At 52.7% G+C, this 12,999-nt stretch carries 15 protein-coding genes; 3 read left to right on the top strand and 12 right to left on the bottom strand.

Going from position 1 to position 12,999, the window contains the following annotated elements; translation table 11 throughout:
- Nucleotides 1–50 precede the first annotated feature (50 nt).
- The 8 genes from fusA to fkpA all read right to left on the bottom strand — a co-directional run bounded on the left by fusA (nucleotide 51) and on the right by fkpA (nucleotide 6,100).
- The gene (gene fusA, locus On2M_RS01910; protein ID WP_151224114.1) at nucleotides 51–2,165 is read right to left on the bottom strand and encodes an elongation factor G; all 2,115 of its coding nucleotides are present in this window, start codon (nucleotides 2,163–2,165) and stop codon (nucleotides 51–53) included.
- Between the two features lie 96 nt (nucleotides 2,166–2,261).
- On the bottom strand, nucleotides 2,262–2,732 hold the full coding sequence (rpsG, locus tag On2M_RS01905; RefSeq protein ID WP_016154763.1) for a 30S ribosomal protein S7: 471 nt from the start codon (nucleotides 2,730–2,732) through the stop codon (nucleotides 2,262–2,264).
- Nucleotides 2,733–2,827: 95 nt separating this feature from the next.
- Nucleotides 2,828–3,202: a 30S ribosomal protein S12 gene (gene rpsL / locus On2M_RS01900; protein WP_003023654.1), complete on the bottom strand. Its 375-nt coding sequence runs from the start codon at nucleotides 3,200–3,202 to the stop codon at nucleotides 2,828–2,830.
- A 125-nt stretch (nucleotides 3,203–3,327) separates the two neighbouring features.
- A complete protein-coding gene (gene tusB, locus On2M_RS01895; RefSeq protein WP_151216816.1) occupies nucleotides 3,328–3,615 on the bottom strand; it encodes a sulfurtransferase complex subunit TusB in 288 nt (95 codons plus the stop codon).
- A gap of 7 nt (nucleotides 3,616–3,622) precedes the next feature.
- The gene (gene tusC / locus On2M_RS01890) at nucleotides 3,623–3,982 is read right to left on the bottom strand and encodes a sulfurtransferase complex subunit TusC (RefSeq protein ID WP_043018545.1); all 360 of its coding nucleotides are present in this window, start codon (nucleotides 3,980–3,982) and stop codon (nucleotides 3,623–3,625) included.
- Complete coding sequence (tusD, locus tag On2M_RS01885) at nucleotides 3,982–4,368, bottom strand: sulfurtransferase complex subunit TusD (RefSeq protein WP_151216818.1); 387 nt, start codon at nucleotides 4,366–4,368, stop codon at nucleotides 3,982–3,984. Before tusD ends, tusC begins: the two co-directional genes overlap by 1 nt.
- Complete coding sequence (locus On2M_RS01880) at nucleotides 4,368–5,090, bottom strand: transcriptional regulator (RefSeq protein ID WP_000091462.1); 723 nt, start codon at nucleotides 5,088–5,090, stop codon at nucleotides 4,368–4,370. Before On2M_RS01880 ends, tusD begins: the two co-directional genes overlap by 1 nt.
- A 167-nt stretch (nucleotides 5,091–5,257) precedes the next feature.
- Entirely contained in the window at nucleotides 5,258–6,100 is an 843-nt protein-coding gene (fkpA, locus tag On2M_RS01875; protein ID WP_210904221.1) for an FKBP-type peptidyl-prolyl cis-trans isomerase, read from the bottom strand.
- Between the two features lie 231 nt (nucleotides 6,101–6,331).
- Between fkpA and On2M_RS01870 the strand changes: the two genes are divergently transcribed.
- Entirely contained in the window at nucleotides 6,332–6,550 is a 219-nt protein-coding gene (locus On2M_RS01870) for a protein SlyX (protein ID WP_038634770.1), read from the top strand.
- Nucleotides 6,551–6,678: 128 nt separating this feature from the next.
- Here the strand turns inward: On2M_RS01870 and slyD are convergent, their stop codons facing one another.
- The 4 genes from slyD to kefG all read right to left on the bottom strand — a co-directional run bounded on the left by slyD (nucleotide 6,679) and on the right by kefG (nucleotide 9,938).
- Nucleotides 6,679–7,278 carry a peptidylprolyl isomerase gene (slyD, locus tag On2M_RS01865; RefSeq protein ID WP_210904219.1) on the bottom strand — a complete coding sequence of 200 codons (600 nt, stop codon included), beginning with the start codon at nucleotides 7,276–7,278 and terminating at the stop codon, nucleotides 6,679–6,681.
- 94 nt (nucleotides 7,279–7,372) lie between these two features.
- The gene (locus On2M_RS01860; protein WP_005121675.1) at nucleotides 7,373–7,573 is read right to left on the bottom strand and encodes a YheV family putative zinc ribbon protein; all 201 of its coding nucleotides are present in this window, start codon (nucleotides 7,571–7,573) and stop codon (nucleotides 7,373–7,375) included.
- A gap of 8 nt (nucleotides 7,574–7,581) precedes the next feature.
- The gene (gene kefB / locus On2M_RS01855; RefSeq protein WP_151216820.1) at nucleotides 7,582–9,387 is read right to left on the bottom strand and encodes a glutathione-regulated potassium-efflux system protein KefB; all 1,806 of its coding nucleotides are present in this window, start codon (nucleotides 9,385–9,387) and stop codon (nucleotides 7,582–7,584) included.
- Nucleotides 9,387–9,938: a glutathione-regulated potassium-efflux system ancillary protein KefG gene (gene kefG, locus On2M_RS01850; RefSeq protein ID WP_003023629.1), complete on the bottom strand. Its 552-nt coding sequence runs from the start codon at nucleotides 9,936–9,938 to the stop codon at nucleotides 9,387–9,389. Before kefG ends, kefB begins: the two co-directional genes overlap by 1 nt.
- A gap of 132 nt (nucleotides 9,939–10,070) precedes the next feature.
- On the opposite strand from kefG, the gene On2M_RS01845 reads away from it, so the two are divergent.
- Together On2M_RS01845 and On2M_RS01840 are read left to right on the top strand one after the other, a co-directional pair.
- Nucleotides 10,071–11,972 carry an ABC transporter ATP-binding protein gene (locus tag On2M_RS01845; RefSeq protein WP_210904217.1) on the top strand — a complete coding sequence of 634 codons (1,902 nt, stop codon included), beginning with the start codon at nucleotides 10,071–10,073 and terminating at the stop codon, nucleotides 11,970–11,972.
- 16 nt (nucleotides 11,973–11,988) lie between these two features.
- Complete coding sequence (locus tag On2M_RS01840; RefSeq protein WP_151217205.1) at nucleotides 11,989–12,921, top strand: LysR family transcriptional regulator; 933 nt, start codon at nucleotides 11,989–11,991, stop codon at nucleotides 12,919–12,921.
- Nucleotides 12,922–12,999 lie beyond the last annotated feature (78 nt).

Raw genomic sequence — 12,999 nt, 5'->3', positions numbered from 1 at the left:
GTGCTCTCCCCTATGGAGAGAGCACGGGACTTAGGTTTTAATCCTGTGGCTTATTTACCACGGGCTTCAATAACGGCCTGAGCAACGTTGTTCGGCGCATCGTCGTACTTCAGGAACTCCATGGAGTAAGAAGCACGGCCTTTGGTCAGAGAACGCAGCTGGGTTGCATATCCGAACATTTCAGACAGCGGAACTTCAGCATGGATAACAACGCCAGTGACGTTGGATTCCTGACCACGAAGCATACCACGACGGCGGCTCAAGTCACCGATTACGTCACCGGTGTTCTCTTCCGGAGTCTCTACTTCAACCTTCATGATAGGTTCAAGCAGAACTGGTTTCGCTTTCTTAAAGCCATCTTTGAAGGCGATAGAAGCGGCCAGTTTAAACGCCAGCTCAGAGGAGTCAACGTCATGGTAAGAACCGAAGTGCAGACGCACGCCCAGATCAACAACCGGGTAACCAGCCAGCGGGCCAGATTTCAGCTGTTCCTGGATGCCTTTATCAACGGCCGGGATGTATTCGCCAGGAATTACACCACCTTTGATGTCGTTGATGAACTCGTAGCCTTTCGGGTTTGAACCCGGCTCCAGCGGGTACATGTCGATAACAACATGACCGTACTGACCGCGACCACCAGACTGCTTAGCGTGTTTACCTTCGATATCGGTAACTTTCGCGCGAATCGCTTCACGGTAAGCAACCTGAGGTTTACCGACGTTCGCTTCAACGTTGAATTCACGCTTCATGCGGTCAACGATGATATCGAGGTGCAGCTCACCCATACCAGCGATAATGGTCTGGTTAGATTCTTCGTCAGTCCAAACGCGGAATGACGGGTCTTCTTTAGCCAGACGGCCCAGAGCCAGACCCATTTTTTCCTGGTCAGCTTTGGTTTTCGGTTCTACCGCGATGGAAATTACCGGCTCAGGGAATTCCATACGTTCCAGAATGATCGGGTGATCCGGGTCACACAGAGTGTCACCAGTGGTCACGTCTTTCAGACCGATAGCAGCAGCGATATCGCCCGCGCGAACTTCTTTGATCTCTTCACGTTTGTTAGCGTGCATCTGTACGATACGGCCAAAACGTTCGCGTGCAGTTTTCACTGAGTTCAGGATGGTGTCACCGGAGTTAACCACACCAGAGTACACGCGGAAGAAGGTCAGGTTACCCACGAACGGGTCAGTAGCGATTTTGAATGCCAGTGCAGCAAACGGTTCGTCATCGCTAGCATGACGCTCAGCCGGAGTATCTTTACCGTCGTCCAGAATACCGTTGATCGCAGGTACGTCGATTGGGGATGGCAGGTAATCAATTACCGCATCCAGCATCGCCTGAACACCTTTGTTCTTGAACGCAGAACCACAGGTTACCAGGATGATTTCGTTGTTCAGAACGCGCTGACGCAGAGCTTTTTTGATCTCTTCTTCAGTCAGTTCTTCGCCACCCAGGTATTTCTCCATCAGCTCTTCTGAAGCTTCTGCAGCGGACTCGATCAGGTTCTGGTGCCATTCTTCAGCCAGTTCCTGCATGTCAGCCGGGATATCTTCATAAGTGAAGGTTACGCCTGCGTCTTCTTCGTTCCAGTTGATGGCTTTCATTTTCACCAGGTCAACAACACCGGTGAACGCTTCTTCAGCGCCAATTGCCAGCTGCAGCGGAACAGGGTTCGCGCCCAGACGGGTTTTGATCTGACCAACAACTTTCAGGAAGTTCGCACCCATACGGTCCATTTTGTTAACGAACGCAATGCGTGGAACTTTATATTTGTTTGCCTGACGCCATACGGTTTCAGACTGAGGCTGAACACCACCAACTGCGCAGTAAACCATTACTGCACCATCAAGCACACGCATGGAACGTTCTACTTCGATAGTGAAGTCAACGTGCCCCGGGGTGTCGATGATGTTTACGCGATGCGGTTCATACTGCTTAGCCATACCAGACCAGAATGCAGTAGTCGCTGCGGAGGTGATAGTAATACCACGCTCCTGCTCCTGTTCCATCCAGTCCATGGTGGCTGCGCCGTCATGAACTTCACCGATTTTATGGTTTACACCGGTGTAGAACAGAATACGTTCGGTAGTAGTGGTTTTACCGGCGTCGATGTGCGCACTGATACCGATGTTACGGTAGCGCGCGATGGGTGTTGTACGAGCCATTTGATTCCTCGTTTATCTTTTAGGCGTTCAATTTAAGTAGCCCAAAGCGGGCTGCTTACTAGAAGCGCCCGCCTGGTGACTAAAACTCCGAAGGGATTACCAACGGTAGTGTGCGAACGCCTTGTTGGCTTCTGCCATACGGTGAACGTCTTCACGTTTCTTAACTGCAGTACCTTTGTTTTCTGCAGCATCAGAAAGTTCGTTCGCCAGGCGCAGAGCCATGGATTTATCACCGCGTTTACGAGCAGCTTCAACGATCCAACGCATTGCCAGGGCATTACGACGAACCGGACGGACTTCAACTGGAACCTGATAAGTAGAACCACCAACGCGGCGAGACTTAACTTCGACAGTCGGACGCACGTTTTCAAGGGCTACTTCAAAAGCTTCCAGGCCATCTTTACCAGAACGCTGAGCCAGGGTCTCCAGCGCGCTGTATACGATGGTTTCTGCAGTAGATTTTTTACCATCTACCATCAGGATATTTACAAATTTAGCCAGCAGCTCTGATCCGAACTTAGGATCCGGCAGAATTTTACGCTGACCAATGACGCGACGACGTGGCATGGGAATACTCCGTTGTTAATTCAGGATTGTCCAAAACTCTACGAGTTTAGTTTGACATTAATATAAAACGTTTGGCCTTACTTAACGGAGAACCATTAAGCCTTAGGACGTTTCACGCCATACTTGGAGCGTGATTGCTTACGGTCTTTAACGCCGGAGCAGTCAAGCGCACCGCGAACGGTGTGGTAACGAACACCCGGGAGGTCTTTTACACGACCGCCACGGATCAGGATCACGGAGTGTTCCTGCAGGTTGTGACCTTCACCACCGATGTAGGAAGTCACTTCAAAACCGTTGGTCAAACGCACACGGCATACTTTACGCAGTGCGGAGTTTGGTTTTTTAGGAGTGGTAGTATATACACGAGTACATACGCCACGTTTCTGCGGGCATGCTTCCAGTGCAGGCACGTTGCTCTTTGCAACTTTGCGTGCGCGTGGTTTGCGTACCAGCTGGTTAACTGTTGCCATTAAATAGCTCCTGGTTGTAGCTTTCGCTTCGTAAACACGTAATAAAACGACCTCATACAATATGAGGACGCAGAATTTTAGGTCGGTGTCGAAAAGGTGTCAAGAAATATACAACGATCCCACAATTACCAGGACATCTGGCTGGGATGCTTCACCGTAAGTCTGACGAAGTCAGTATAGCTAACCCTGACGACACTGTCTGAAATTTGACCATCTAAGCCGCGAGCCTTAATGTCTTCTTCCAATACATAGACCTTAATGGTGGCATTTTGCAGACTTTCAAGGAAACGACTTCCTTCTATTGCCGCAGTCACGCCATCCTGAAGCAATAAAAGTTCATCGTCTTTATCAATCAAACGAAGAAGAGAGGAGAAATCGGTAAGCCACGCGGAGCGATGTAATGTGTGCAGCATGAGTATCTCAAAACCTTAAAATGACGTCATAGTTGCCTAATTCACGGCGCAAATCTTCCGGTTCTAACGCTGTTGCATCGACCACAAAATTAACCCCCTGCTGTAGGCCCCGCTCGCGTAATGAGGCGGCACAAAGCCAACATTGCTCGATATCGTACAACCCTAACAACTTGAAGGTTGCGATATAGTCACGTGCCAGCACAACGTCCGGCTGCTGACCCTGTAGGATTTGAAAAACGCCATCGCCGATGAAAAATACGCCGAGGTCTTCCGTTAAGGCCGATGTCGCCAGTAAGGCATCTAACCCTTCGCGACCAGAGGCACTGCCGTGTGGCACGGTAGAAAAGACAAAAGCAACACGTTTCATTAAAACTGCACCACGCGATCGCAGGTCAGGGATGCCTCAGCCAGCGAACCCAGCCCGCTGAGGTTAAAACCTGATTGTAAATTAGACCCTGCCAGTCCCAGCCGCTTCGCTTCGGTTTCATCAACAACGCCGCGACGCAATGCTGCCGCCACGCAGATATTCAGCGTTACACCATGCTGCTGGTTTAGCTGTTGCCATGCTCGCACCAGATCATATTCATCACTGGCGGGCGATGTCAGGAAGTTGGCGTTATACACACCTTCACGATAGAAAAAGACACTGCATAGCTCATGCCCTTCTTCGAGTAGCGCATGAGCAAATTGCAATGCACTGCTCGCCTGCTGCGTGCCATAAGCCGGCCCCGTCACCATGATGGTAAAGCGCATTACTTGTCTTGCCCCTGGAAATCGCCGCTTTTGAACTGACGAATATAGAGGTAGACCGTGTGCTTGGAGATGTTCAGCCGATCGGCAACCTGGTTGATGGCATCTTTAATATCGAAGATACCTTTCTCATATAGATTCAGGACGATTTGGCGATTCTTGGCATTGTTGGAAACATTGCGATCGGCATTCACTTCTTCGATTGTGAATTCCAGTGTTTGGGTAACCAGGTCTTCTACCGAAGAAGCGAAGTTGACGGCAGAACCTACTTCCGGCGTTTCCGGTGGGATAAAGGTATTCATTATCTGCGAGAATGGAACATCAAGGTTCATGTTGATGCACAGCAGACCAATCACGCGATGCTCACGGTTGCGAATGGCAATCGTCAGCGATTTCATCAAGACACCGCTTTTCGCACGAGTGAAGTAACACTTCGACACGCTGCTATCCGCACCCGTCATATCATGCAGCATGCGCAACGCAAGATCGGTAATTGGCGAGCCAATTTTGCGGCCCGTGTGTTCACCGTTAGCAATGCGGATGGCCGAGCATTTCAAATCCTGCAAAGAGTGCAATACGATTTCACAATGGGAACCAATGAGCATCGCCAACCCGTCCACTACCGCTTCGTAGGATTTAAGGATATCGAAGTCGGTTTGATCGAAAGGACGTTGATCCAGTAAATCTAGCTCACTGGTTTCGTTGGTTAAAAGCGACCTGGACATGAAAAAAAGCACTCCTTTTCAGGAGCCTGTCGTTATGTTGTCAGGGCAGGCTCATCACTATTATAGGGGCATCTAAAGTAATACAGCGCACAAGGCGCTTTCCAGTATTAATTATATCCTGTCGATAATAAAAAACCGCCGCCCTGTGGGCGGCGGTTTCTGTTCTCTTATTTTTTGCTGCTATCTGCAGCTTTATCAGCCGGTGCAGCTTCTGGCTGCGCATCGGCTTTCGGTGCCGGTTTGATGTCTAACAGTTCAACATCAAAGACCAGCGTAGAGTTGGCCGGAATCCCCGGAACACCGGTTTTACCGTAAGCCAGATCCGGTGGGATAACCAACTGGATTTTACCGCCTTTCTTGATGTTTTTCAGGCCTTCGGTCCAGCCCGGGATAACGCCGTCAAGACGGAAAGAGAGCGGCTCACCGCGGGTATAAGAGTTATCAAACTCTTTACCATCAATCAGCGTACCTTTGTAGTTTACGACTACAGTATCGCTGTCTTTCGGGGCAGCACCGGTACCTTCTTTCTCTACTTTGTAGACCAGGCCAGTAGCAGAGGTTTTAACACCTTTCTCTTTAGCAAATTTCTCGCGGTAAACTTTACCTTTGGCTTCGTTGTCAGCCGCGTCTTTTTCCATTTTCGCCTGAGCGGAACTCTTCACGCGCGCTTCAAACGTCTGCAGAGTTTGTTCGATTTCCTGGTCAGACAGTTTGCTCTTGTCTGCAAATGCATCCTGAACGCCAGTGATCAGCTGGTCTTTGTCCAGTTTGATGCCCAGTTTTTCCTGCTCTTTCAGAGAGTTTTCCATATAACGACCCAGGGACGCACCCAGCGCGTAAGCGGCTTTTTGATCGTCATTCTTGAATGCGGCTTTGCTGTCAGCAGTAGCGGCTGGCTTGGCTGCATCAGTAGCAGCTGGTTTTGCTGCATCGGCAGCGAAAGTAAGCGGGGCATGCAGAGCAACAGCCATTGTGGTCGCCAGCAGCGTGACTTTAAACAGTGATTTCATCCATCTCTCCAGGGCCGGGGCATCTCACCCCAGGGTTAACTAACATAAAAATGTACTATAAAGCGTTGCTGAACAAATCAACATACAGGCACGCCCTATTATCACCACTTTTCAGACTCTTTTTGTTTAAATTAGTTTCGTGACCGAAGATTGTGTGCTGTGCAAACAGGCAAAGTTAAGTAGAATTCGCCGCAGTCCGCGATCTGCCGGCAATAACAAAAGAGGTGAATCATGCAGGATACAACGCTGGAAACCCGCCTGGCTGAGCTAGAGAGTCGCCTGGCATTTCAGGAGATAACCATTGAAGAGCTCAACGTCACGGTGACCGCGCATGAACTGGAGATGGCCAAACTGCGTGATCATCTGCGTCTATTGACGGAGAAGCTCAAAGCAACGCAGCCGTCCCACATAGCGTCACAGTCTGAAGAGACCCCGCCGCCACATTATTGAGACGTAAAAAAAGCGGGATATTCCCGCTTTTTTTGTGCCCGATGGCGCTAACGCTTATCGAGCCTCATATATACCCAAAGGATTTCAAATCACAGCCAACGTCTCTGTGGGTTGAAAAACGCTGGATATTAGTGGCAACCGCAGCCGCCGCCGTTACCTTTACCGCCACAGCAGCCTTCGCCGCCGTGCTCGTGACCATGGTCGTGACCGTGACCACCGCAGCAACCGTCATGACCGTGGTCATGATCGTGGTCGTGGCCGTGCGCACCGTGAACGTGACCATGGGCCAGTTCTTCTTCGGTCGCTTCGCGGATCGCGACAACTTCGACGTTGAATTTCAGGTTCTGGCCAGCCAGCATGTGGTTACCGTCAACCACAACGTGGTCGTCTTCCACTTCGGTAATTTCTACCGGTACCGGGCCCTGGTCAGTTTCAGCCAGGAAACGCATGCCAACCTGCAGTTCGTCAACACCCATGAAGACGTCTTTAGGAACGCGCTGCACCAGGTTTTCGTCGTACTGACCGTATGCGTCGTTTGCGCCAACAGCAACATCGAATTTGTCGCCAACTTCGTGACCATCCAGCGCTGTTTCCAGGCCAGAGATCAGGGAACCGTGACCATGCAGGTAGTCCAGCGGTGCACTCACCGGAGACTCATCAACCAACACACCGTCTTCTGTACGTACCTGATAGGCCAGGCTGACCACCAGGTCCTTTGCTACTTTCATGATATCTCCTGAGCATGGAAAGAATAGTGGCGCAGATTGTAGCGGAATTCTGCACCCGTGTACCCTCTAGCTTAAAAAAAGCTGCGCCATATCGCTAGTCCGGATGAAAAATCCCGATCACTTGCTCTTCTTTGCGAACGTGCTCGCGCGCCTCTTTATCGGCCTCCCGCATCTGATGACCACACTTAACACACTCAACAATATCGATATTATTTTCACGCCACATCGCCAGTGAATCTTGTGCCTGGCAGGACGGACATTTTGCGCCTGCAATAAAACGTTTACGAATTGCCATGGTTACCTCTACTCAAATTCATCCCAGCCATCCAGCTGACGTCGCTCTTGCTGCATCTCGCGTTGAAAAATCTCCTCCAGCTCGCGCCGGGCTTCCCTGGCCCGAGAGATTTGTACCGTATCCGTGTGCATGGGGATCAGTTCCCGCAGCATGCGCATATCCAGCCGCCGAAAATGCAACTGGGCGCGCTGAGCCTGATGCGGATGCATCCCCAGAGTAACCAGCGTTTTACGCCCCAACTCCAGCGCGCTGGAGAACGTTTCGCGGGAAAACTGCGTCACACCTGCCTGTAATAACTCATGCGCTTCGACACGTCCGCGCGCGCGCGCAAGAATATGCAAATGCGGAAAGTACTGTTGGCACAATTCCACCAACTTCATCGTATCTTCCGGTTCGTTACAGGTAATGACAATCGATTGGGCTGCTTCTGCACCAGCTGAGCGTAAAAGCTCCACCTGCGTGGCATCACCGTAATAGACCTTATAGCCATATTTGCGCATCAGATTTACAGCGCTAATATCCCGTTCCAGAACGGTAATACGCATCTTATTGGCCATCAACAGGCGTCCAATGACCTGACCAAAGCGCCCAAACCCCACCACAATCACCTGCGGTTTATCGTCTTCTACCCAAGGTTTTTCATCTTCTTCATCCGGGCCGTTAAACTGGCGGGAGAGCCATTTATCAATCAGCTTCATCACCAAAGGCGTCGTCATCATCGACAGTGTGACGGTCACCAGCAACAATGCCATTTGGTCGCTCTGAAACAGCCGTTGCGAGGATGCCGTTGAAAACAGGACGAAGGCGAACTCCCCGCCCTGACTTAACACTCCGGCAAATTGCATCCGTTCTGAGCTTCTCACGCCATTAAGGCGCGCCAGCACATACAGCACCAGCATTTTTACGACCACCAGCACGATCACGCTCGCCGCCACCCACAAAATATGGGTATACAGCACGCCAAGGTTAAGCGACATGCCTACGGAGATGAAAAACAGGCCGAGCAACAGTCCCTTGAACGGATCGATTGCCGTTTCCAGTTCATGTCGGTATTCGCTTTCTGCCAGCAGCACGCCAGCAATAAACGTTCCCAGCGCCATCGACAGCCCCAGCGCATCCATAAATAAAGCAGAACCCAGCACCAACAGCAGCGTGGCAGCGGTGAACACTTCCCGCACGCCGGAATCCGCAATAAAGCGAAAAACCGGACGCAACAAATAGCGCCCGCCAATCAGCATGCCGGCAAAGGCCAGCACCTTCATTCCCACTTTGATCCAGTCAAAATGTTCGTCAGCAGACCCCGCCAGCAGCGGGACCAGTGCCAACGCGGGGATCACCGCCAGATCCTGAAACAGCAGCACCGAAAAACCCAACTGCCCAGACTCACTGCGGTTCATGCCTTTCTCACGCATCAACTGTAGCGCCATCGCGGTCGATGACATCGCCAGACCAATGCCGCCAACCACTGCCGCCTGCCAGGAGAATGTGGTGAGCATCAGTAACCCCGCCAGCACCACCGCGCTCAGCATCACCTGCGCGGCGCCGACGCCAAAAATAGAGCGCCGCAGTTGCCAAAGCTTCGCCGGGTTAAGTTCCAGCCCAATGATGAACATCAGAAAAACCACGCCCAGCTCGGAAAAGTGCAGGATTTCATCCACATCGCTGATGAACCCTAATCCCCACGGGCCGATAGCAATACCCGCCAGCAAGTACCCTAACACCGGCCCGATACCTAACCTGGACGCCAACGGTACTGCCGCCACCGCCGCGAAAAGAAACAACACACCCGCGGTCAATAAATCAGAACCTTCCATCAGCGGCCTCCCACAGGTATCGGATTCGCCAGCCAGTCACCGTACGCTTTCGCATGGCTGTCCAGCTCCTGTTTCGTTTGCCGTCTGGCCCAGTAGACAATAATAGGGCTCATCCAGTGCATGCGGCACATACCGGCTGTTAGCTCAAAAGGGCGCAGCACATCGCTCATTGGATAACGGTTTAACGCGTCATAGCGGTAGGCGCTTTCCGGTTCCCCGGTAGTGATAACGCTCCGCCAGTACTTTCCCGCCAGTTGATTCCCTCCGGGACCGCTGGCAAATCCGCGGCTCAGTACGCGATCAAGCCATTCTTTTAACAGCGCCGGACAGCTATAGGTGTAAAGCGGATGCTGAAAAACAATGACATCATGCTCACGCAGCAGCGCCTGCTCATGCGGAATGTCGATAAAAAAGTCAGGATAGTGCGCGTAAAGGTCGTGCACGGTAACATTGCTGAGCTGCATGGCCGGTTTAAGCAGAACCCGGTTCGCGACCGAGTCCTGAGATTCCGGATGGGCATACAGCAGCAAGACTTTCGCTGGCTGGAACATCATCCCCCTCCCGGTTTTGTCTTTTGTCTATTTTCGACGTTTTGGGCTACCATTGCGCCTCGGTGCGGCAAATGCCCCGCACATTACATTATCATAATGATAAATTAACATAGTCTGAACATACGGCGCCTTATGATTGTTTTCTCATCGTTACAAATTCGTCGCGGCGTGCGCGTCTTGCTGGACAATGCCACGGCCACCATTAATCCAGGGCAGAAAGTTGGCCTGGTCGGTAAAAATGGCTGCGGTAAATCTACCTTACTGGCATTGCTGAAAAATGAACTCAGCGCCGACGCCGGAGGATTTACCTATCCGGGAAACTGGCAGCTCGCGTGGGTGAATCAGGAAACGCCTGCGTTGCCACAGCCCGCGCTGGAGTACGTAATCGACGGCGACCGCGAATATCGTCAACTGGAAGCGCAGTTGAACGATGCCAACGAACGTAACGATGGACACGCCATTGCCACCGTCCATGGAAAACTGGATGCCATTGACGCCTGGACCGTGCGTTCACGCGCCGCCAGTCTGCTGCATGGCCTCGGCTTCTCCAACGAACAGCTTGAACGTCCAGTCAGCGACTTCTCCGGTGGCTGGCGTATGCGTCTCAATCTGGCACAGGCGCTGATTTGCCGTTCGGACCTGCTGCTGCTCGATGAACCGACCAACCACCTCGATCTCGACGCGGTCATTTGGCTGGAAAGATGGCTGAAAAGCTATCAGGGCACGCTGATTTTGATCTCCCACGACCGCGACTTCCTCGATCCGGTGGTGGATAAAATTATCCATATCGAACAACAAACCATGTTCGAGTACACCGGCAACTACAGCGCGTTTGAAATCCAGCGTGCGACCCGCCTCGCGCAGCAACAGGCGATTTACGAAAGCCAGCAGGAGCGTGTAGCGCATCTGCAAAGCTATATCGATCGTTTCCGAGCTAAAGCCACCAAAGCAAAGCAGGCGCAGAGCCGTATCAAAATGCTGGAACGCATGGAGCTGATTGCCCCTGCGCACGTGGACAATCCGTTCCACTTTAGCTTCCGTGAGCCGGAAAGCCTGCCAAACCCGCTGTTGAAGATGGAAAAAGTCAGCGCTGGCTACGGCGAACGCGTCATTCTCGATTCGATCAAACTGAATCTGGTGCCGGGATCCCGCATCGGCCTGCTCGGTCGTAACGGTGCGGGTAAATCTACGCTGATTAAGCTGCTGGCCGGCGAACTGGCCCCAATCAGCGGCGAGATTGGCCTGGCGAAAGGCATCAAGCTGGGCTACTTCGCGCAGCACCAGCTGGAGTTTTTACGCGCCGATGAATCGCCTATCCAGCACCTGGCTCGCATGGCACCACAGGAGCTGGAGCAGAAACTGCGAGACTACCTCGGCGGATTCGGCTTCCAGGGCGATAAGGTCAGCGAAGAGACCCGTCGTTTCTCCGGTGGTGAAAAAGCACGCCTGGTACTGGCGTTGATCGTCTGGCAGCGCCCGAATCTGCTGCTGCTCGATGAACCGACCAACCACCTGGATTTGGATATGCGCCAGGCGCTGACCGAAGCGCTGATCGATTTCGAAGGCGCGCTGGTCGTGGTCTCGCACGACCGTCACCTGATTCGCTCTACCACCGACGACCTGTATCTGGTGCATGACAAGAAAGTCGAGCCGTTTGACGGTGATCTGGAGGATTATCAGCAGTGGCTGAGCGATGTGCAAAAACAGGAAAGCCAGGGCGACGAACCGGCGAAAGAGAGCGTTAACAGCGCCCAGGCGCGTAAAGACCAGAAGCGTCGCGAGGCTGAACTACGCACTCTGACGCAGCCGTTGCGTAAAGAGATTACCCGTCTGGAAAAAGAGATGGAGAAGCTGCACGCACAGCTGGCGCAGGCAGAAGAGAAACTCGGCGACAGCGAACTGTACGACCAAAGCCGCAAGGCTGAACTCACGGCATGCTTGCAGCAACAAGCCAGCGCGAAATCCGGGCTCGAAGAGTGCGAAATGGCCTGGCTGGATGCGCAGGAACAACTCGAACAGATGCTGGCCGACTAACTTTGGGAAGACGATGATGAATCAGCTGACGACCAACGACATAACCTTCCGCAAGCTGAGCATCTTCATGACCTTTATGGAGAAGGGCAACATCGCCCGTACCGCCGAGGCGCTGAACATCAGCGGCGTTAGCGTGCATCGGGCGCTGCACACCCTGGAAGAGAACGTCCGCTGCCCGCTGTTCGTCCACAAAGGTCGTAATCTGATTGCCCAACCGGCGGCGTGGACGCTGCTGGAGTACTGCCAGGAAGTCACCCAACTGATGGAACGCGGGCTGGAAGAGACGCGCAAAACGGCGGGCGTCGGCCAGGGCCGTTTACGCGTTGGCACGCTCTACTCACTGACGCTGGAGACGGTGCCGCACCTGATTATGGGCATGAAACTGCGTCGCCCGGACCTGGAACTGGATCTCACCATGGGTTCCAACGAAGCGCTGCTGAAGATGCTGGAAGACGGCGTGCTGGACGCGATCCTCATCTCCATTTCTGAAAGTGAAATCGACCGCAACAGCCTCGAAGTACTCCCCCTGTTCCACGACGATATCTACCTCGCCGCACCGATGACCGCTACGCTTGACGCCACCCTTAAGGCGGATCTACGCCACTATCGCAATGAGAAATTTGTGTCGCTGGCGGAAGGGTTTGCGACCTACGCGGGTTTCCAGGAAGCGTTTCATATTGCGGGGTTCGAGCCTGAAATCGTCACCCGCGTAAACGACATTTTCTCGATGCTCAGTCTGGTACAGGCTGGGGTTGGCTTCTGTTTGATGCCCGGACGAATGAAGAAGATGTATGAGAATACCGTGAAGCTGCAAAAGCTCGCTGAACCCTATCAGATGCAGCAGCTTATCGCGATTGTGTTTGCCCGTAACCGCGAGCGCGACCCAAGCCTGCTGGCACTGGCCGCCGAAGGGCGCATGTATGCCAGGACGCTGAACCAGAACGCCTGATTGCCGGATGGCGACGCTACGCGTCTTATCCGGCCTACATCAGGTGCGAGTTGTAGGCATGATAAGCGCAGCACCATC

It is taken from the genome of Citrobacter sp. On2M, from assembly GCF_018035235.1.
Lineage (GTDB): Bacteria > Pseudomonadota > Gammaproteobacteria > Enterobacterales > Enterobacteriaceae > Citrobacter > Citrobacter meridianamericanus.
Note: the sequence above shows the minus strand (reverse complement) of the source record. Positions and strands in the feature narration are given on the sequence as shown.

Excerpts from the sequence above, each read along its gene's own strand:
- fusA (WP_151224114.1), bottom strand. The coding sequence starts at position 2,165 with ATGGCTCGTACAACACCCATCGCGCGCTACCGTAACATCGGTATCAGT.
- rpsG (WP_016154763.1), bottom strand. The coding sequence starts at position 2,732 with ATGCCACGTCGTCGCGTCATTGGTCAGCGTAAAATTCTGCCGGATCCT.
- rpsL (WP_003023654.1), bottom strand. The coding sequence starts at position 3,202 with ATGGCAACAGTTAACCAGCTGGTACGCAAACCACGCGCACGCAAAGTT.
- tusB (WP_151216816.1), bottom strand. The coding sequence starts at position 3,615 with ATGCTGCACACATTACATCGCTCCGCGTGGCTTACCGATTTCTCCTCT.
- tusC (WP_043018545.1), bottom strand. The coding sequence starts at position 3,982 with ATGAAACGTGTTGCTTTTGTCTTTTCTACCGTGCCACACGGCAGTGCC.
- tusD (WP_151216818.1), bottom strand. The coding sequence starts at position 4,368 with ATGCGCTTTACCATCATGGTGACGGGGCCGGCTTATGGCACGCAGCAG.
- On2M_RS01880 (WP_000091462.1), bottom strand. The coding sequence starts at position 5,090 with ATGTCCAGGTCGCTTTTAACCAACGAAACCAGTGAGCTAGATTTACTG.
- fkpA (WP_210904221.1), bottom strand. The coding sequence starts at position 6,100 with ATGAAATCACTGTTTAAAGTCACGCTGCTGGCGACCACAATGGCTGTT.
- On2M_RS01870 (WP_038634770.1), top strand. The coding sequence starts at position 6,332 with ATGCAGGATACAACGCTGGAAACCCGCCTGGCTGAGCTAGAGAGTCGC.
- slyD (WP_210904219.1), bottom strand. The coding sequence starts at position 7,278 with ATGAAAGTAGCAAAGGACCTGGTGGTCAGCCTGGCCTATCAGGTACGT.
- On2M_RS01860 (WP_005121675.1), bottom strand. The coding sequence starts at position 7,573 with ATGGCAATTCGTAAACGTTTTATTGCAGGCGCAAAATGTCCGTCCTGC.
- kefB (WP_151216820.1), bottom strand. The coding sequence starts at position 9,387 with ATGGAAGGTTCTGATTTATTGACCGCGGGTGTGTTGTTTCTTTTCGCG.
- kefG (WP_003023629.1), bottom strand. The coding sequence starts at position 9,938 with ATGTTCCAGCCAGCGAAAGTCTTGCTGCTGTATGCCCATCCGGAATCT.
- On2M_RS01845 (WP_210904217.1), top strand. The coding sequence starts at position 10,071 with ATGATTGTTTTCTCATCGTTACAAATTCGTCGCGGCGTGCGCGTCTTG.
- On2M_RS01840 (WP_151217205.1), top strand. The coding sequence starts at position 11,989 with ATGAATCAGCTGACGACCAACGACATAACCTTCCGCAAGCTGAGCATC.